At 49.6% G+C, this 16,544-nt stretch carries 24 protein-coding genes, 1 tRNA gene and 3 pseudogenes; 9 read left to right on the top strand and 19 right to left on the bottom strand.

From position 1 onward, the window contains the following. Positions 1-167 precede the first annotated feature (167 nt). The 13 genes from AACU94_RS13495 to AACU94_RS13435 all read right to left on the bottom strand — a co-directional run bounded on the left by AACU94_RS13495 (position 168) and on the right by AACU94_RS13435 (position 7,273). Positions 168-920, bottom strand: coding sequence for an antitermination protein (locus tag AACU94_RS13495; protein ID WP_042098546.1), 753 nt, complete (start codon positions 918-920; stop codon positions 168-170). 13 nt (positions 921-933) lie between these two features. Continuing rightward, positions 934-1,923, bottom strand: coding sequence for a DUF968 domain-containing protein (locus tag AACU94_RS13490; protein ID WP_108630981.1), 990 nt, complete (start codon positions 1,921-1,923; stop codon positions 934-936). 7 nt (positions 1,924-1,930) lie between these two features. After that, complete coding sequence (locus tag AACU94_RS13485) at positions 1,931-2,728, bottom strand: KilA-N domain-containing protein (protein ID WP_135489591.1); 798 nt, start codon at positions 2,726-2,728, stop codon at positions 1,931-1,933. Between the two features lie 19 nt (positions 2,729-2,747). After that, the gene (locus tag AACU94_RS13480) at positions 2,748-3,137 is read right to left on the bottom strand and encodes a RusA family crossover junction endodeoxyribonuclease (protein ID WP_000767113.1); all 390 of its coding nucleotides are present in this window, start codon (positions 3,135-3,137) and stop codon (positions 2,748-2,750) included. After that, entirely contained in the window at positions 3,134-3,460 is a 327-nt protein-coding gene (locus AACU94_RS13475; protein ID WP_135489590.1) for a LexA family protein, read from the bottom strand. Before AACU94_RS13475 ends, AACU94_RS13480 begins: the two co-directional genes overlap by 4 nt. Further along, positions 3,457-4,110: a phage N-6-adenine-methyltransferase gene (locus tag AACU94_RS13470; RefSeq protein ID WP_021527493.1), complete on the bottom strand. Its 654-nt coding sequence runs from the start codon at positions 4,108-4,110 to the stop codon at positions 3,457-3,459. Before AACU94_RS13470 ends, AACU94_RS13475 begins: the two co-directional genes overlap by 4 nt. Then, positions 4,110-4,604: a PerC family transcriptional regulator gene (locus tag AACU94_RS13465; protein ID WP_135489589.1), complete on the bottom strand. Its 495-nt coding sequence runs from the start codon at positions 4,602-4,604 to the stop codon at positions 4,110-4,112. Before AACU94_RS13465 ends, AACU94_RS13470 begins: the two co-directional genes overlap by 1 nt. Continuing rightward, complete coding sequence (locus AACU94_RS13460; protein ID WP_086624028.1) at positions 4,601-5,419, bottom strand: helix-turn-helix domain-containing protein; 819 nt, start codon at positions 5,417-5,419, stop codon at positions 4,601-4,603. The genes AACU94_RS13465 and AACU94_RS13460 overlap by 4 nt, the downstream gene beginning before the upstream one ends. Continuing rightward, positions 5,416-5,652 carry a hypothetical protein gene (locus tag AACU94_RS13455; RefSeq protein ID WP_000933942.1) on the bottom strand — a complete coding sequence of 79 codons (237 nt, stop codon included), beginning with the start codon at positions 5,650-5,652 and terminating at the stop codon, positions 5,416-5,418. The genes AACU94_RS13460 and AACU94_RS13455 overlap by 4 nt, the downstream gene beginning before the upstream one ends. Beyond that, positions 5,645-6,223: an ash family protein gene (locus tag AACU94_RS13450; RefSeq protein ID WP_240726476.1), complete on the bottom strand. Its 579-nt coding sequence runs from the start codon at positions 6,221-6,223 to the stop codon at positions 5,645-5,647. Before AACU94_RS13450 ends, AACU94_RS13455 begins: the two co-directional genes overlap by 8 nt. Further along, positions 6,153-6,332 (bottom strand): DUF4222 domain-containing protein, encoded by a 180-nt coding sequence (locus tag AACU94_RS13445; RefSeq protein ID WP_001341559.1) that lies wholly within the window; start codon positions 6,330-6,332, stop codon positions 6,153-6,155. The genes AACU94_RS13450 and AACU94_RS13445 overlap by 71 nt, the downstream gene beginning before the upstream one ends. Positions 6,333-6,477: 145 nt before the next feature. Further along, positions 6,478-7,029: a protein YmfL gene (ymfL, locus tag AACU94_RS13440; RefSeq protein ID WP_021559688.1), complete on the bottom strand. Its 552-nt coding sequence runs from the start codon at positions 7,027-7,029 to the stop codon at positions 6,478-6,480. 43 nt (positions 7,030-7,072) lie between these two features. Continuing rightward, on the bottom strand, positions 7,073-7,273 hold the full coding sequence (locus AACU94_RS13435) for a transcriptional regulator (RefSeq protein WP_021527487.1): 201 nt from the start codon (positions 7,271-7,273) through the stop codon (positions 7,073-7,075). A gap of 90 nt (positions 7,274-7,363) precedes the next feature. Here AACU94_RS13435 and AACU94_RS13430 point away from each other — a divergent pair, with 90 nt between their 5' ends. The 7 genes and pseudogenes from AACU94_RS13430 to AACU94_RS13405 all read left to right on the top strand — a co-directional run bounded on the left by AACU94_RS13430 (position 7,364) and on the right by AACU94_RS13405 (position 10,996). Then, positions 7,364-8,038 carry a LexA family protein gene (locus AACU94_RS13430; RefSeq protein WP_021530636.1) on the top strand — a complete coding sequence of 225 codons (675 nt, stop codon included), beginning with the start codon at positions 7,364-7,366 and terminating at the stop codon, positions 8,036-8,038. Between the two features lie 744 nt (positions 8,039-8,782). Beyond that, complete coding sequence (gene yfdR / locus AACU94_RS13425; RefSeq protein WP_135489587.1) at positions 8,783-9,319, top strand: 5'-deoxynucleotidase; 537 nt, start codon at positions 8,783-8,785, stop codon at positions 9,317-9,319. Next, entirely contained in the window at positions 9,310-9,690 is a 381-nt protein-coding gene (locus AACU94_RS13420) for a hypothetical protein (RefSeq protein ID WP_135489586.1), read from the top strand. Before yfdR ends, AACU94_RS13420 begins: the two co-directional genes overlap by 10 nt. Continuing rightward, a pseudogene (locus tag AACU94_RS24740) lies at positions 9,671-9,796 on the top strand (hypothetical protein); the annotation flags it as partial. The gene AACU94_RS13420 and the pseudogene AACU94_RS24740, both read left to right, overlap by 20 nt. 255 nt (positions 9,797-10,051) lie before the next feature. Further along, positions 10,052-10,291, top strand: a pseudogene (locus AACU94_RS13415) (DUF551 domain-containing protein); the annotation flags it as partial. After that, positions 10,291-10,485 carry a DNA-binding protein gene (locus tag AACU94_RS13410; protein WP_001061365.1) on the top strand — a complete coding sequence of 65 codons (195 nt, stop codon included), beginning with the start codon at positions 10,291-10,293 and terminating at the stop codon, positions 10,483-10,485. The pseudogene AACU94_RS13415 and the gene AACU94_RS13410, both read left to right, overlap by 1 nt. A 322-nt stretch (positions 10,486-10,807) precedes the next feature. Continuing rightward, the gene (locus AACU94_RS13405) at positions 10,808-10,996 is read left to right on the top strand and encodes a hypothetical protein (protein ID WP_021536714.1); all 189 of its coding nucleotides are present in this window, start codon (positions 10,808-10,810) and stop codon (positions 10,994-10,996) included. 104 nt (positions 10,997-11,100) lie between these two features. Here the strand turns inward: AACU94_RS13405 and AACU94_RS13400 are convergent, their stop codons facing one another. From AACU94_RS13400 to holD, 6 genes and pseudogenes are all read right to left on the bottom strand, one after another. After that, complete coding sequence (locus tag AACU94_RS13400; protein ID WP_021541576.1) at positions 11,101-11,652, bottom strand: hypothetical protein; 552 nt, start codon at positions 11,650-11,652, stop codon at positions 11,101-11,103. Positions 11,653-11,839: 187 nt separating this feature from the next. Next, positions 11,840-13,063, bottom strand: a complete 1,224-nt coding sequence (locus AACU94_RS13395) for a tyrosine-type recombinase/integrase (protein WP_021536712.1) — start codon at positions 13,061-13,063, stop codon at positions 11,840-11,842. A 226-nt stretch (positions 13,064-13,289) separates the two neighbouring features. Then, positions 13,290-13,358 (bottom strand): annotated as a pseudogene (locus tag AACU94_RS24735) (hypothetical protein); the annotation flags it as partial. 90 nt (positions 13,359-13,448) lie between these two features. After that, positions 13,449-14,126, bottom strand: coding sequence for a pyrimidine 5'-nucleotidase (yjjG, locus tag AACU94_RS13390; protein WP_000870705.1), 678 nt, complete (start codon positions 14,124-14,126; stop codon positions 13,449-13,451). Between the two features lie 14 nt (positions 14,127-14,140). Next, on the bottom strand, positions 14,141-14,587 hold the full coding sequence (gene rimI, locus AACU94_RS13385) for a ribosomal protein S18-alanine N-acetyltransferase (RefSeq protein WP_001092450.1): 447 nt from the start codon (positions 14,585-14,587) through the stop codon (positions 14,141-14,143). Further along, positions 14,556-14,969: a DNA polymerase III subunit psi gene (holD, locus tag AACU94_RS13380; protein ID WP_135489584.1), complete on the bottom strand. Its 414-nt coding sequence runs from the start codon at positions 14,967-14,969 to the stop codon at positions 14,556-14,558. The genes rimI and holD overlap by 32 nt, the downstream gene beginning before the upstream one ends. Positions 14,970-15,071: 102 nt before the next feature. Between holD and rsmC the strand changes: the two genes are divergently transcribed. Next, entirely contained in the window at positions 15,072-16,103 is a 1,032-nt protein-coding gene (gene rsmC / locus AACU94_RS13375; RefSeq protein WP_001272311.1) for a 16S rRNA (guanine(1207)-N(2))-methyltransferase RsmC, read from the top strand. 310 nt (positions 16,104-16,413) lie between these two features. Continuing rightward, positions 16,414-16,500 (top strand) — tRNA-Leu (locus AACU94_RS13370). The last annotated feature ends 44 nt before the right edge of the window (positions 16,501-16,544 follow it).

Raw genomic sequence — 16,544 nt, 5'->3', positions numbered from 1 at the left:
ACAAATGTGATGGAGATCACAATATCACCTGTTCAAAAAACATGCAACATAAACCCGCCTGAGCGGGTTTATAAAAGTTAGACATTCAATGCCCATCTTTACGTTAAGGCTAACCATATTTTTTGAAAATTGCAAGCATTATGCGGAGAAAATCATTAAAAATGTAGCTATCGTGTCACTTTTTGCAACTGTAACTCTGCGAATGCTTCTTCCTGCCAGCACTTTGTTACCAGTTTATCAATGACGTCTGCATATCCTTTGTACCACTGATAATCAGTCAGGTCTGGTACCAGCTTCTGGACATGACGTCGTGCCAGTGTGGTCGGTAAACGACTAAACCGATTTCCATTGCAACGCCCACAAATCTTATAAACAGGCGCGCCATGAAGCCGGGTTCTTTTTTCATCCAGGACAATGCCTTTACCCTTACACCCTCTGCAAGCCGTGCTGACTTCTCCCTTACCATGGCAATGCTGACATAGTTCCTTCACCCACTCTTCCTTGATAACAGATTCCCCGCTTCTGGAGTGTTTCACCACTTCGCGCAATACATTATGAAATCCAGTACCAGCACAATGCTCACAGCGAGCCTTACTTGCCGCAGACCTGGAATAATCAGCAAAGGCAAAATTCACAAGGTAAGGGATGATCTGTAACCGGGTTTCTTCACTCAATTTGTTCAATGTCGGGTTATCCAGTGCCATCGCGTAATTGAGCAGACCTTCAATCGCAAATTGAGGATCCTGAACACCAACTTTTGCCAGGAATAAGGCAAACCCAAGCGGTGCTTTCGACTGCACCATCCCCTGCGCAGCCATCACATCCGTAATCGTTAAACCACCTGAGCCTGTCGCCGGTGCGTCATCGCTCAATTTTGGAGATTTTGGGGAGTAATATTTTGGTAAGGCTTCAAGGTTCATGCTCGTTCTCCACTTACGCCAATACGCCAATTGCCAGCGCACGATCGATAAAACGAAATATCAGCTCCAGCTGAGAGCCATACTTCTCTTCAAATGCCACGGTATCCGCATGCAGCTCGTCGTGATGCTTTCTGCACAAAGGCAACACAAAGAGGTCATGCGCTTTTGTACCCATTCCACCCTGACCATGGCCTATCAGGTGGTGGGGATCATCAGCAGGCTTTCCACAACATGCACACGGCTGTGTCTTAACCCAGCGCGTGTACTTTTCATTAACCCAGCGGCGGCGTTTTGGGCGTAACATAAAAGACTCTGGCGACTCCGGATCCACTTTCAGCGCCAGCACCTTTTTCGCTTTATCCTGGATGATGCTGGTGGCAGGAACCGAAGGCACAAGGTCACTTTCCCGGGTGACAGACGGCACAACAGGTTTCGGTAATCTCAGCGCCTTACGGGCTGCGCTTTCAGGTAAGGCATCCGCCAGGTCATTACGAATCAGCCACCAGCACAGTTCCGGCATTGTCACGGCATGGTTATCATCAAAACCGAGATCCCGACGGACTACAGACAACACCCAGCGGGCACAGTTATCCGTTGCCATTGATTCCAGCCGTTCCGTGAACTGATCGCGCAGCTGGTTATCGCAGTGCCAGCACAGACGGATTGCGCCCGGCGCGTGTCGCATTGTGGTCATGTTCTCGCTGTGCCAGTCGGAATGAGGCCACTGGCAGCCTTTTTCACGAAGTAACCAGCTTTCAAGACATTCCACGCCACCAGCACGACGGATCACTGCCTCATTGCGGAACACGGCCTGAACGGCAGGATCATCCGCCAGCGGTTGTGATGCCGCCGGAACGGCACCACTGGCGAAAGATGAATAACGTTCCGGCTCAGGCTCCAGCAGGACACGCCCCTGCATAAACAAGGGCATCAGCTCTGAACCTGGCCTGAACAATACGATCCCCATGCGCGGGGCAATTTCAGGGGTCAGTAGTGCTCTCACGGTCACCTCAATGAACGGTATCGAGCAGCTTTAACAGCTCAGGGAATCGGGATTCGAAGAAATGCGGCTGCGTCTCGCGCGGATTTGCGGGACTGGTGATGTTCTTGCCGAACATGCAGCCTTTCGCTGTCAGCGACCAGAATTTTTTGATGTTGTTAATCGCGGTACGGCTGTATCGTTCGCGCTGTTCGACGATCCCCAGCTTCACCATCTGGTGATATGCCTGATTAGCCGTAAGGCGGATACCATACTGTTTCAGCAGTGCACTCAGCGACAGCGTAGGGCGACTTGAGCCATCAGGCGCGTCAGCAGGAGCATCAATGGCATAGCGCGGTGCCAGATTCGGTAAGCCAACAGCCTCCTGGAGTTTCTGACAGGCCCCAAGCACAGATGAGTTAGACAGGTTTAACTCCCGACGCATAAAGTCCAGCAGAATCACGCCAGCCTGCATCTTGTCAGCAGCCTGTCCGGATAATTTTTCAGGTGCGCTGGTTACCATGTCGAAAGTACGGATCACCTTCAGATGGAATGACGGGCTGATCCACATTGCATAGGCATACACCAGTTCTTTGCAGACATACGTCCCCTGGTTATTTCCGCCACGAATAACGTTAACTGGCTCTATATTGACCGAGTTGCAAATCTGCAACTCGCTTATTAAACGTTCAGTTTGCTCATTGCGGAGCCAGTATGCAGGCTTATGCTTATCCAGAGAACCGGCAGCCCTGTGCAGATCGTTCAGGCTGTAACGCCCATAAGCATCACGACGAACTTCAATACCATCAATGACCATCAGATTATTCATACTTCGTTTCTCCTCTTGATCAGGCGGCTGCACCCGCCGTTTTCTCGTACTTACTGATAGTGATCTCGACCTTCCCTTCCGGGATAACCGGTCCCCACTCCACCAGCATTCTTTTCACCTGACTGTCGTCTTCCCACACACCCGCGTGGGTCAGGGCGTCAAACAGCGCCTTGTTATAGTTGTCCAGATCGCGGATCCGGTTATCCGGAGGAAACAACACGATCTCCACTGAAGCAGGTGCCGACGTTGGTTTTGGCAGACGACGTAACTGCTCAACTATTGCTGCACACGCCGCGCTCTGGAATTTGCGTCCCGCCGCGCTTATCAGGCTCTTACCTGCAAACGCCCCTTTGTTGGGGTGTCGCCAGTACGTGTTCACGCTGGGCGGAAAAGGCAGAATCAGCTTCATACTTTCAGGCCCCTCTCATGTAACCAGTAGGCTGCACGCAGCCTGGCGTTTTCCTCACCGGCAAGCAGTGATCGGATAATCTCGACCGCCTCGCTGTCGTCGTCCTTCACCGCGGTATGAAGCGTTATCCCCCGGGCCACACCACGCTTTATCGTGATGACGCCTTTTTTCTCCAGTGAGCGAAGATGCTCCACCGCTGCATTCACCGAACGGTATCCCAGCATGGTTGCCACCTCCTGATTGGTTGGCGGGAAGCCACGTTCTTTCTGATAAGAAATCAGCATATCCAGCACCTGCTGCTGGCATTGAGTTAACGTCGTCATGCCGCCATCTCCCTGACCAGTTTTTCCGCCTGCTGGCGAACCTGCGCCAGAAACGCCTCACCACATGCCTCAAGTTCATCGCGCCCGATGTAGCTGATTGCCGGTCCCTTCCAGGTCTTGTCGAAAACAGCAATAGCACCAGCGAAGAACGCTCCTGTCGGCACCTGCTTCTCGTCCTTCGGGATAAACCAGGCAGGCAGTTCAAAACCAATACGCCCGCGAATAAAAGCAATATGGTCCGCATCTTCCGGCCACCACACTTCGCTGGTGGCAGCTTTGATCAGGAAAACATAGCGCCCGCCCTTATCACGCATGGCACTGGCATGTTTCATGATGTAACGCATGCCGGTGATGTATTGCCCCTCATGCTGACTGGCGCGGCTGTATGGGGGATTACCAAAGGCAGCACCTTTAAGCTCCGCAAGACGTTCTGACCAGTCATGCGCCAGCGCGTTGTCTTCCGCCGTGTAATACGCAGCACATTTGGCGTTATCACCGTCAGTGAACAGATCCAGAACAAACGGGCCAAACAGGGTGTTAATTCCCCAGAAAATGTTGTCCGGCGTGCGCCACTGATCGCCCACTTCCTTCAGTTCATGGACTGGTTTGTTCCGCAGTTCCACCAGCGCCTGGCAATATTTATTACTCATTAAGCCCCCACGTAATTCCCTGACAGATACCACTCTTCACCCGATGCAGCGCGCTTGCTGCTTTTCCGTAAGCACCGCTCACGACGCGCCAGAAAATTGTTTCGTTCTGGCTGGGAGTGGCTTTCACGGAATGCCGCCATCCACACGGTTGCAGCACGACGGTATAAGCCCCTTGACTCCAGTTCTTCAGCCTGGCGGGTCAGGCACAAAATCACCCGTGGATCGTTAGTGCCGACATAGAAATTGCGCACAGGTCTGGTTTCACGAACTGGTTGTGGTTCCGGCTCCTGCGCTCTCTCAGTCAGGCGCGGGAAATGTCTGCGTGTATCCCCTTCACAACGGTGAGCCACACGCCCACTCTGACGTAACTTGCTTGCTGACTGCAGAACGCGCTGCCGTGAGTAACCTGTAAAAGCATCCGCAATGTCTCCGGAAGTACACCCCGGATGGGCTTCAATGAATTTCTGAACTTCATTCAAAAGACTCATGATCACCCCCTGAATCCTGCCGGGATCTGGCTGTAGTCCACGTTGTCGTAACTGGCTTTGAAGTACGGGTCCTCGCGTCTGGCTGCAGATACCGCAGGAACTTCCCAGGATTCTTCGAAATGACGATCCGGACCAAAGAACGTGACAGCCTGTTTCACAAATTGTGTGCCACTGTTACCCATCGCAGATACCCAGCCCGCGTAGCGTTTCACACCTTCCAGCATGGTTTCGGGGTTTACCCCCTCATTCAAACGGGCTTTCCAGGCTTTGAAGGCTGCAGATTTTGAATTGCCACCAGCACGTTTGGGATATGCCAGCCATGCCTGCTCAAACTCCGGAGAGTATTCCGGTCGGTTTGAACGAACTCGCACAGACTCATCAGCAGATGCACCAAAAGCTATTGGTTCATTGACTGATTCTTTGACTGGTTCAAAAGAGTGACTGGTTCTGGGTGAATCTCCTGCACTACCCCCTGGTGCAACTCCTGCACTACCTGGTGAATTTGCTGCACCAGATAGTGAATTATTTGCACTACCCCCTAGTGAATCTCCTGCACCATCCAGATGAAGGAGATAGATATTACTTGAGTTACCTTTTTCACCTTTCCGGGTGACTTTTTTTACCAGCCCGGACTCACAAAGGGCCGCAATATGATTCATCACAGAACGTTTGCTAATCTCGCACTGGTCAGCAATATGCTGGTAGCTGGGCCAGCACTCACCCTGATCGCTGGCATTATCAGCCAGCTTGATCAGAACCAGTTTTCGCAATGGATTACCCACTCGAATTTTCATCGCTTTAACCATCAGCTCCATACTCATGCTGCACCTCCGAGATGCTTCATGTTTTTTCCGGAGCGAAAGGCTATAAGCGGCATACTGACGCGGTAATTACGGCCCAGCGGTTCACAAATCACCTTCTGACATTCACGGTCAACCAGGCTAACACGTAGAACATGCCCTGCAGGCGTGGTGTACCACTGCCCAACTGTAGGAATTGATGTTTTTTTACGCTGAAGCAAACGGCAAATATTGAGAATCAACGGATTAAGCATGACGATGCCCTCCGCTGATATTAAGGAGACGGTGAATATGAAAATTAGCCTTATCCGCCAGACGAATACGTTCAGCCTGCAAGTTAAGAAGGGTTTCTACCAGAACCTGATGCGCCTGCGGATCCGAAAGAGTTACCTTGCGCAGAGCACGTAGTGCAGTTGTTACATAACTGAGTTTATGTAAGTCGTCATCATTCAGACGAGAGAGGGCTGGGACAGTAGCCATGATGGCAGCCTCCGTATGCAATGGATAACTTCCACCACCGGAAACGCCAATTTCGCTGGTGGTGAACTGAGCAGGGTTGGCGTAACCGGCGCATACGGAAACCGGCGCACCTTTCGGTGCCCCCACCCAGCCCACCATAATTTGGGTATAGCTGAGTTGTAGCAACAAAAAAGACGCTAACGCGCCAATTGTCGCCGTATGCAATTCCAGGACGCCAATCCCGGCACCCGCTTTATAAGGTGCCTGAACAGTGTAACGTCCCAGAATGGCAGAATCAATGTGCTGGTGGTCCTTCACACTCAACAAAATCACGCCTGAATTTCCACAAAGGACTAAAGCACTCATGCGGGTAGTCTTTGCGAAGATAGATAACGCGCTGTGTTTCTGGCTCCCAACGAATAACATGGACATAAAGCCCTCTTCCGTCACGAAACCAGCGGTTAAGTTCCTGCACAACTCGCCCCCCACAGTCAGGTAAAGTTCTCTGTGGTTACTTACAGCCAGGTGATTTGGTAATCTGCATTCATGCCGTAACAACAGGTGTTCAGCGACACTGACCACCAGCTGTTGCGACAAACGATTATTTGCCGTTAAACTGTTCATGCGTTAGTTTCTCCACAGACACAAAACGCCACGACGCCCGGAGCTGCACACTCGCGGGCGTCACTCTTTTCTGGAGCGCAAAAGATTTTGTAGACCAGTGCTGCATGCTCCTGGAGCTTCGAAATTGACAGATACAACTCATCATTAATTGCTGTCTGCTCGTGTGGCTCCACTACCCCATCTTCGATTGCCGAACGAATCTGCTTTGAGTAACTCCCGATCTGTTCGATGACTTCCAGCAGGCGCTGGTTTATATCGGCGTTCTCTACTTCCTCAATTTCAGGAAGCGATACAAACACCCCACCAGCAGACTGTGCGACAGCATCCGCAATGTAGTGAGTGCCAGCCGCGCGCTGTAAAATCATTGCCCATCCCAGCGGGAAAATCTGATCGCCATCGGCACGAAGGCGGTTAAATAATGCGTTCTCTGTTACATCCAGCCAGTCAGCAGCTTCAGCGTAACCCCCCGGCAATGCCGCGATAGTTTTTCTGACAGCTTTCACGTACCACTCAGGCTGTTTTTCTACTTTCCAGTGATGCTTACCCACGGTTAGCCTCATCGTTCTGTGGTTAAAAATTGAAGGTGTTCTGTTAATCTTTCGGATAGATATCCGGTCTTAAGTCAGATTTCGTAATTGCACCTGACGTGCATTGCTCAATTTTTTTAGCCAGCACAAAACTGGCTTTTTTATAACCATTGAAAACCAGCCGTAAGTAGCCTGGTGTTGAGCCAACTTTTCCGGCCAACTCGCCCTGCTGTTCTTTGGTTAAAGAGTCCCAATACGCTTTCATACAATATGTACCTCCGATGTACATATTACATGATTAAAATGAACCTTCAAGATACTTGTACCTTAACGGTACAAGGGTTTTAATTTCATTATGAAAACAGTCCATGACATCCGGCGGTCTAACGCCAGAAAACTGAGAGATGGTGTTGGCGGGAATTCTTCCTTTGCCACCATGATTGATCGCGAGCCAACCCAGACCAGCAGGTTTATGGGAGATGGTGCAACTAAAAATATCGGTGACAGCATGGCACGGCACATCGAAAAATGTTTCGACCTGCCTGTCGGATGGCTTGATCAAGAACACCAGACAACGAACATCACAAAAAAACCTGATGTTTCAATCACTAACAAACAAATAACGTTAGTCCCTGTCATATCATGGGTACAGGCCGGAGCATGGAAAGAAGTTGGTTATTCTGAGGTTGATTTGAGCACAGCAGAAACTTATCCCTGCCCTGTACCCTGTGGTGAAATGACTTATATCTTGCGGGTGATTGGTGATTCAATGATTGATGAGTACCGCCCAGGAGACATGATTTTTGTTGATCCTGAAGTCCCTGCCTGCCACGGTGACGACGTTATTGCATTGATGCACGATACAGGCGAAACCACCTTCAAGCGGTTGATAGAAGATGGAACACAGCGTTACCTCAAAGCATTAAACCCAAACTGGCCTGAACCTTACATTAAGATCAACGGTAATTGCTCTATAATTGGTACAGTGATTTTCTCGGGAAAACCAAGAAGATACAAAATAAAGACCTAATCAATATTTATGAACCTGCTTCGGCAGGTTTTTTTATACTTGACAATGTACCCTTGGGATACATAATGTATCCAAAAGAAACATGCAACAGGCAAGATTCAAACAAAGTTTGGTTGTAACACGGCGTATGGCACATGCGTCGTTAGCGGTCTGGAGACGTTAAAGGGGACAATCCACTCCTTGCTCGGGCAAACAAACCAGGTAGCCGGAATGTGCAAGTCAATGATGATGCTGATAAGACGCCTAACCAGCGTGGCGATTCGGTTTGACGCCTGGGAAGAGACCAGGGTGCAACGATAAGAGCATTTATGGAGCCGAGACAAAGTGTGGCGCCGAACTGGCTAAGTGCTCTCAGCGTTGTGGTAATCCGCGAAATGGCGCGGCGGTAAGTATGGCGGGGTTACTCTTTCCCCGTTGAGGACACCGGGTTGTCAGGCTGACCATACGCCTGAGTGACAACCCCGCCACAACAGCCACTGCCTTGGCGGTATCAGTTTGTACCATTGCTTCCGGCTGGTACCGCTCTTTTTACAAAACAGAGAAGAGCATCACCGGACGACGGGCTCATAACCCAATCCATCCGGGCGGCTGTCACCGCAGGTGTTCTTCTCTGTTTTGTGGAGAAACTAACCGCCCCTGCTGGGGCATCTATTGAAACGTAATTGACTCAATAATCGCCGGATGGTGAGGGCTTCCTTTTCCCAAAATTCAGCGCGGTGCAGCGCATATAAAGTGGAGAACGAAATGTCATTTATTAAAACTTTTTCCGGGAAGCATTTTTATTATGACAAGATAAATAAAGACGACATCGTTATTAACGATATCGCGGTTTCCCTTTCAAATATCTGCCGCTTTGCCGGTCATCTTTCTCACTTCTACAGCGTCGCCCAACATGCGGTGCTTTGCAGCCAGCTGGTGCATCAGGAATTTGCTTTTGAAGCGTTAATGCATGATGCAACAGAAGCGTATTGCCAGGACATCCCCGCACCACTGAAACGCCTTCTTCCTGACTATAAACGGATGGAAGAAAAAATAGACGCCGTAATCCGTGAGAAATACGGGTTACCTCCGGTTATGAGCACGCCAGTGAAATATGCCGATCTCATTATGCTGGCAACCGAACGCCGCGATCTCGGGCTTGATGATGGCTCTTTCTGGCCTGTACTGGAAGGTATCCCGGCAACAGATATGTTCAAAGTGATTCCACTGGCACCGGACCATGCCTACGGGATGTTTATGGAACGTTTTAACGAGTTATCGGAGTTACGCAAATGCGCATGAATGTTTTCGAAATGGAAGGGTTTCTTCGTGGGAGATGTGTACCGCGAGATCTGAAAGTGAACGAAACAAATGCTGAGTACCTGGTACGTAAATTCGACGCGCTTGAAGCTAAATGTGCGGCACTGGAAAACAAAATAATACCAGTGTCAGCTGAACTGCCACCAGCAAATGAAAGTGTTCTGTTATTTGATGCTAACGGAGAAGGCTGGCTGATTGGCTGGCGTTCTCTCTGGTACACATGGGGGCAAAAAGAAACCGGAGAATGGCAGTGGACATTTCAGGTCGGGGACCTTGAAAACGTCAATATCACTCACTGGGCAGTAATGCCAAAAGCGCCGGAGGCTGAGCATAATGACCACATTTACCAATAAAGAACTGATTAAAGAAATCAAAGAACGAATCAGCAGCCTAGAGGTTCGAGACGATATTGAGCGCCGTGCTTATGAAATTGCTCTGGCATCGCTGGAAGAGGATCCGGTGGCATGGCTGCATTCAGACAATGGCTTAGGTATTCCGGCAATAACCAGGAGTAAAAACATTGCTGACAGTTGGTTATCAAAGGGCTGGTATGTTCAGCCGCTATATATAGCCAAACCAGTACCGGTGGTGCCAGATGCTCGTCCGTCTTTAAATAATGGCATAGTCGGTTTTGATGAAGGCTGGAACGCCCGCCGCACCGCCATGATTCATGGTGCCGAACCTGTAAGCCAGACTTACAAGTTGAACGAGCTGTCGGGCAACTCTCCGGTAATTCCGGATGGTTGGATAAGCTGTAGTGAGCGAATGCCGAACGATAAACGGTATGTTTGGTGTTGGGGTAAGTCTTACGGCTGGACTGAGTGCGATACCTTCGAAGGGTATTACGATTGGTCGAGAAACAAATGGTGGGCAGTTACTGACGATGGGGAAGAACCGGCATCGAAAGTAACCCACTGGATACCGCTACCGGAGCCGCCGCAGGAGGTGAAGTAATGAACAACTTAATGACAACAAAACAAGTTGCCGAATTCTGTGGCGTTTCAGTATCGACTGTTCTTCGCTGGAATAGCGTAAACAGGAGAACTGGCCAGAAATACAGGCCTGATTTTCCAGATCCTGATATTAAATCCTGCCCAAATAAATGGGCATCACGCAAGATATACAGGTTTGCTGGAGTTATTGAGTAACGTGTATTATCTCAGATGGGAGCTGACACATCTATGGCACAAAGCCAAACCTAATCTGACAGCTTGCGCTATGCTGTGAGTTCAACGGGTCGATGCAACGCTATCCTTGAACAACGGGGAACAGGTCAGTCAGCTGGTGCGCCCGGCGGCGATTCTTGATGTATGCGCTGCAAGATACTGTCACTTTAGGCAATCTGCAAAACATATCACGACCGACTTTTCACAATAAGTGCGCACTATTGTGAATTGAATTCTGGGAGTATCGCCTAGTTATATAACGTTAACTGATTGTTTTTTCTAGCGTAGAATGAGGGATTTATCGATGAAAGAAGAACTGATTGAACTATACAAAGACTCCTTACTTTTAGGAAAATATATTGAGCTGGAACATATTGCTAATGACATGTTACCAGGCCTATTTCCTGGAAAGGAACTAGAAGAACTTTCTGACAAGGAGTTAATTGCATTAACTAAAGCCGTAATTACAGGTATGACCTCGTGGCTGTGCTAATACTGATTAAAACTGGCGGCATATGCCGCCATAATACAACTAACTCGAACAGCCTGCCGTAGGCGTTATCTTCAATGGTCAGTGGTTATAGCAATACCCTCTCGTCATGAATATCGGAGATTTAGTCGGGAATACAGCCTTTCTATCTCATCGACAACTTTGCTAAACTCTTTGGCTAATTTGGGTGGCAATTCAATATGCCCATGCTGGTTCGCTAGGTCACCAGTATTTAATATTTCAAAACGTTTTCTAGCAAGATACAACCATCTGATCACATCAGGATCATTTACAAGAGCCTGGCGGATATTGTCTACCTGCTGCCCCCTATAAATCCGCGTACTATCAGGTAGAAATAAAATATTTTCCGTACTATAAGGATATGGCGTGATATCCAGCATTTCTCCAGCATCATTCTCCCAAATACAGTGGAACTCAGCTTCAATATAAACTCCCGGTACCTGCCAGATAGCCCAACCGTAAACAGCTCTTCCGCCATTCTGTTCAATCACCATTTCAACATTCGAAAAGCAGTCCATAACTTCCGCTCCCGAGAAAGGTTCATTTTTAATCAATACAGCATGAGCATCAGGAACAACTTTCAGACAAAAATTCAGGGTTTCAGGCGTATCTAACTGTGCGGGTATTGGATGGTGCATAGCATTCCTTACATTAGAGCTAAATGGGAGGTTTGTAGTAAAGGACTTGCAGATAATGTCATCGCTGGCGAAGTTTTGGTTTCATTGACTGCTTATCTGTGTCTGCTCACTTATCAATCAATAGTTTTACTGCAATCTGGCGACACCGTTTGTATAAGAATATCCGTTCCTAGCTCAGAGCGAACTATCAGTTGGTGTCTGAGTTAGTACAAGTAACGATCGATTCAACTCTCTCCCACCATGCCTGGTAGGCTTTACGCTGTTCTTCTAGATAATCGCTCTTGTCATAAACTTGCCATACCCCTGGCAGTTTATGACCTAGCATTATTTCTGCAATATGAGGCGCAGTAAGATCAGAAAAGTTTGTTCGTGCTGTTCGCCTCAAATCATGAAGAGACCAATGAGGGAATTGATACCCCAAACGCCGCCATGCGTACTGCATTAAATTGTAAGGCAGCGACTGCAATGATGTCCGACCAACGGGTTCCCTGCTTCCTTCCTTAGTAAAAAGCATATCGGAACCATTGTTCATAGAAATAGCGTACTTTATAAGCTCTTCAACCGGTTCAATAATGGGCCGCTTTAGCGGTTCGCCTGTTATCTCCCCAGTCTTATGTCGTTCTGGTGGTACAGTCCATACTTTATTAATGAAATCAAAATCGTCCACCCTGGCGGTAATTAGCTCTGAACTACGGCAGCCAAAATGCAGCAATAGTTTAATGAAGGCCCGGTATTTAGGAACCATTCGAGAACCATCGATCGCAGCATAAAGGATTTTAATTTCATCATGTGTCAGAAACCGTTTCTTCTGACCTTTACGGATATCCATATCTTTACCCGTGATATCCGACAGCGGGCGAGTTTCAATGAGCTTTCTCTTATACGCCCAGACATGGGCCTGCTTTGCGTTAATTAGCAATCGGTCTGCTATTGCTGGAGTCTTAGTGCTAAGAGGCTCCAGGACTTCTAACCAATCATGCAATGTAGCTGCATCGTGAGGGATATTCCCGATTTTAGAGAACAGGTGCAGCTCAAACGAGCGGAGTATCTGTTCAGAACCTTTTTTATTTTTTACACAATATGCTTCATACCAGGCACGGATCACAGACTCTACCGTCATGGCTTCAGTAGCTTTTCGTTTTTCAGCCTGCTTGACTAATCGTGGATTGCGGTTTGACTCGAGTTCACCACGGAGACGGATAACCTCTTCTCTGGCCTCTTTTAATCCAGTTGCCGGGTAAGTTCCGATATCAAGGCGCTCACCTTTCCCTGCCCATTGATAACGATATTGGAACACTACGCGACCTTTCGGTGATACTCTGACAGACAGACCATCACGATCGGATTTAACCAAAACCTTATCACGTTCCTTTCCAACGACTGAACGCAACCACGCATCAGACAGCGCCATTACTCACCTTGTACAAATAAAAAAACACCTCTGCTGTTTTGTACATTATGTACAAGCACATGTACAGATTTTTGATGAAAGCAAGCTGATCGATTTAAAGTTACATGAAAGAATTTTCAATTAAAGAAACCACATAACATCATGTTATTAAATGAGTTATATGATTAGCACTCAATTAACTGAAAGGACTTTGAAAGAGTAAAAGAGCTTTAATTTGGGCTTAATTATTGGGGTGAGAAATAATGGCAAAAGTGCGGCGCTTCGCCACCTCTTGCAAATAAGGAGACAACGTCATAATTCTTTCTTCTTGAGTAAGCGGCATCGCGCCGCGCTTGTTGAAAACGAAAAATTGCGGCTATTTTACCCATCAACGGGGGGGAGGCAATCAGTGTTTACACAGGAGCTGCTCCAGTTCGTGCAACGAAGAGACGGTCCAGGTGGGCGCGATGCCTTCTGGTTGCTCGCGATTGTGCGCATTCAGCCAGCAGGTCGCAAGCCCGGCGTTGATGCCACCGAGAATATCGGACTCGGCAGTGTCGCCAACCATCAGCACGCGTGAACGGTCAGGATTGCCCGCCTGTTCCAGCGCATAATCGAAAATTTTCTTATTCGGTTTGGCAACGCCAACTTCTTCGGAAATCACCAGCAAATCGAAGTAATCACGCAGGCCCGTGCGTTCCAGACGCACTTGCTGCAAGGCGCTAAAACCGTTGGTGATGATGCCGATTTTGGCGTTACCACGAATGGCGTTAAGCAGGGAAACCGCGCCCGGCAGCGGCGTGCAGATTTCTGCCATCGCATTAATAAAGGCATCGTTGAGTTTACCCGGCTCGACGTTCAGCCGTTCGGCCCAGCTTTCAAAACGCCCGTGCTGAAGCTGTAATGAAGTGATCGCGCCGTTTTGATAATCCACCCACAGTGGCTTGTTAACGGCCTGATAGTCCTGAAAATCTTCAGCGGTAAAGGTGACGCTGTAGTCAAGAAACATCCGCTGCAAGCCGGTGAATGAGTCAAAGGTAAACAGCGTTTCATCGGCATCAAAGAAAATCCAGTCCCACTTCATTATTCCACCTTGTCTTACATACTGATTGGCAACGCCATGATGATGGCGTCTTCGCGACCGTCCGTGGTGGGGTAGTAATTGCGGCGAATCGTCGCCTCGTTAAAGCCTAAACTTTCGTACAGGGCAATGGCGGCAGCGTTTGAGGCACGGACTTCCAGCCAGAGCGTCGCCACGCCCCGTTTTTCCAGTTCGTCGATCAGATGTTCCAGCAGCGCCCTTCCCAGTCCCTGACGCTGATAGTCGGGATCGACCGCAATATTGAACAATGTAGCTTCATCCAGCACCACTTGCGTAATCGCAAACGCCGCCATTTTGCCGTTTTGCGTTAACTGAAAGTTGAGATAACGCTCGCCCTGATTGCTGGCAAACGTTTTTTCACTCCACGGAAAGGCGTGGGCGCGTTGTTCAATGTGGAAAGCCGCTGGTAAATCAGTCGTTTCGAGGGAAGAAATCGTGTTCATATGTGCAAATTTGTTGCCATAACGCGGCGCGTGCCGTTGGGTTTGCCCGTAATTCGGTGAGCGCCGGTGATGCCACCTGAGCGCCTTCCAGTGATAGCGGTTCGTCAGTACCCAACCGCCAGCTGTTGCAGCGACTGCCTTGCGGCAGCATCGCGATCCTATCTGGCTTCAGTTGCAGCACTTGATCGGGGCTGACGGTTAATGCACGCAGAACGTCGCTCACCAGGGGATCGGTCAGGGCGGGAAGATCGTTTGCCACCATCACCAGACGGACGTGTGCCGGGATCGCAATGGCAATCTCCCCCTGCAACGCGCCAGGGCGACGCAGCGACCACTGGGTAATGCCCAGTTGCTGTAACTGCCAGTCTCGTCGGGATGTCATAGCGAATCGCTCCTGTTGTCAGGGGCGCAAATATAGCAAATTCGTCGATACCGCGCCAACATATGGCTATAATCGCCGCCAGTATCAATTGAGGAGCATTCCATGTCTGCATTTACCCCGGCAAGTGAAGTCTTGCTGCGTCACAGTGATGATTTCGAACAAAGCCGTATTCTGTTTGCCGGAGACTTACAGGATGACCTGCCCGCGCGTTTAGATACCGCGGCCAGCCGTGCTCATACCCAGCAATTCCACCACTGGCAGGTGTTAAGCCGCCAGATGGGAGATAACGCCCGTTTTAGTCTGGTCGCCACGGCGGATGACGTCGCAGATTGCGATACGCTGATTTACTACTGGCCGAAGAATAAACCAGAAGCCCAGTTCCAGTTGATGAATTTACTTTCTCTGCTGCCGGTGGGGACGGATATTTTTGTTGTTGGTGAAAACCGCAGCGGCGTACGCAGCGCCGAGCAGATGCTGGCCGATTATGCGCCGTTGAATAAAGTCGACAGCGCCCGTCGCTGTGGCCTCTATTTTGGTCGTCTGGAAAAACAGCCGGTATTTGATGCCGATAAATTCTGGGGCGAGTATAACGTCGATGGCCTGACGGTCAAAACGCTGCCGGGCGTGTTTAGCCGCGACGGTCTGGATGTCGGTAGCCAGTTGCTGCTCTCGACGTTAACTCCGCACACGAAAGGTAAAGTGCTGGATGTCGGCTGTGGCGCGGGTGTGCTTTCAGTTGCCTTTGCGCGCCATTCGCCGAAAATTCGTCTCACCTTGTGCGATGTCTCTGCCCCGGCGGTAGAAGCCAGCCGTGCGACGCTTGCGGCCAACGGTGTTGAAGGTGAAGTCTTTGCCAGCAACGTCTTTTCCGAGGTGAAAGGTCGTTTTGATATGATCATCTCCAACCCGCCGTTCCACGATGGGATGCAAACCAGCCTGGATGCGGCGCAAACGCTAATTCGCGGCGCGGTGCGTCATCTTAATAGCGGCGGCGAGTTGCGAATTGTAGCGAACGCCTTCCTGCCTTATCCGGACGTGCTGGATGAGACATTTGGCTTCCACGAAGTGATCGCGCAAACCGGGCGCTTCAAGGTGTATCGCGCCATTATGACCCGCCAGGCGAAGAAAGGTTAAGTATCTAGCACCTGTCGCCGCATACCGTGCTGGATGCGGCGTGAACGCCTTATACAACCTACAAAACCTGCACGTTAGCCCTTCGTAGGCCAGATAAGACGCGCCAGCGTCGCATCTGGCATTTGCACCCAAATACCGTGTCGGATGCGGCGTGAACGCCTTATCCGACCTACCAAACCTGCACGCTAGTTTCCTGATGGCCATTTTTCCAGCAATTACACATCAGGCGATAATTAACTATTGACGAAAAGCTGAAAACAACTAGAATGCGCCTCCGTGGTAGCAATTCTTTTTTAAGAATTGATGGTATGCGAAGGTGGCGGAATTGGTAGACGCGCTAGCTTCAGGTGTTAGTGTCCTTTCGGACGTGGGGGTTCAAGTCCCCCCCCTCGCACCAAAAACCACGTTGATATTGCTCGCACTGGGCGAAGGTGGCGGAAT

Origin of the sequence: Escherichia sp. E4702 (assembly GCF_963883545.1) — a bacterium.
GTDB lineage: Bacteria > Pseudomonadota > Gammaproteobacteria > Enterobacterales > Enterobacteriaceae > Escherichia.
Note: the sequence above shows the minus strand (reverse complement) of the source record. Positions and strands in the feature narration are given on the sequence as shown.

Bases quoted from the DNA above. Each gene is read 5' to 3' on its own strand.
- AACU94_RS13495 (WP_042098546.1), bottom strand. From the start codon at position 920: ATGAACCTTGAAGCCTTACCAAAATATTACTCCCCAAAATCTCCAAAA.
- AACU94_RS13485 (WP_135489591.1), bottom strand. From the start codon at position 2,728: ATGAATAATCTGATGGTCATTGATGGTATTGAAGTTCGTCGTGATGCT.
- AACU94_RS13480 (WP_000767113.1), bottom strand. From the start codon at position 3,137: ATGAAGCTGATTCTGCCTTTTCCGCCCAGCGTGAACACGTACTGGCGA.
- AACU94_RS13475 (WP_135489590.1), bottom strand. From the start codon at position 3,460: ATGACGACGTTAACTCAATGCCAGCAGCAGGTGCTGGATATGCTGATT.
- AACU94_RS13470 (WP_021527493.1), bottom strand. From the start codon at position 4,110: ATGAGTAATAAATATTGCCAGGCGCTGGTGGAACTGCGGAACAAACCA.
- AACU94_RS13460 (WP_086624028.1), bottom strand. From the start codon at position 5,419: ATGAGTATGGAGCTGATGGTTAAAGCGATGAAAATTCGAGTGGGTAAT.
- AACU94_RS13455 (WP_000933942.1), bottom strand. From the start codon at position 5,652: ATGCTTAATCCGTTGATTCTCAATATTTGCCGTTTGCTTCAGCGTAAA.
- AACU94_RS13450 (WP_240726476.1), bottom strand. From the start codon at position 6,223: ATGAGTGCTTTAGTCCTTTGTGGAAATTCAGGCGTGATTTTGTTGAGT.
- AACU94_RS13435 (WP_021527487.1), bottom strand. From the start codon at position 7,273: ATGAAAGCGTATTGGGACTCTTTAACCAAAGAACAGCAGGGCGAGTTG.
- AACU94_RS13430 (WP_021530636.1), top strand. From the start codon at position 7,364: ATGAAAACAGTCCATGACATCCGGCGGTCTAACGCCAGAAAACTGAGA.
- yfdR (WP_135489587.1), top strand. From the start codon at position 8,783: ATGTCATTTATTAAAACTTTTTCCGGGAAGCATTTTTATTATGACAAG.
- AACU94_RS13420 (WP_135489586.1), top strand. From the start codon at position 9,310: ATGCGCATGAATGTTTTCGAAATGGAAGGGTTTCTTCGTGGGAGATGT.
- AACU94_RS13410 (WP_001061365.1), top strand. From the start codon at position 10,291: ATGAACAACTTAATGACAACAAAACAAGTTGCCGAATTCTGTGGCGTT.
- AACU94_RS13405 (WP_021536714.1), top strand. From the start codon at position 10,808: ATGAAAGAAGAACTGATTGAACTATACAAAGACTCCTTACTTTTAGGA.
- AACU94_RS13400 (WP_021541576.1), bottom strand. From the start codon at position 11,652: ATGCACCATCCAATACCCGCACAGTTAGATACGCCTGAAACCCTGAAT.
- AACU94_RS13395 (WP_021536712.1), bottom strand. From the start codon at position 13,063: ATGGCGCTGTCTGATGCGTGGTTGCGTTCAGTCGTTGGAAAGGAACGT.
- yjjG (WP_000870705.1), bottom strand. From the start codon at position 14,126: ATGAAGTGGGACTGGATTTTCTTTGATGCCGATGAAACGCTGTTTACC.
- rimI (WP_001092450.1), bottom strand. From the start codon at position 14,587: ATGAACACGATTTCTTCCCTCGAAACGACTGATTTACCAGCGGCTTTC.
- holD (WP_135489584.1), bottom strand. From the start codon at position 14,969: ATGACATCCCGACGAGACTGGCAGTTACAGCAACTGGGCATTACCCAG.
- rsmC (WP_001272311.1), top strand. From the start codon at position 15,072: ATGTCTGCATTTACCCCGGCAAGTGAAGTCTTGCTGCGTCACAGTGAT.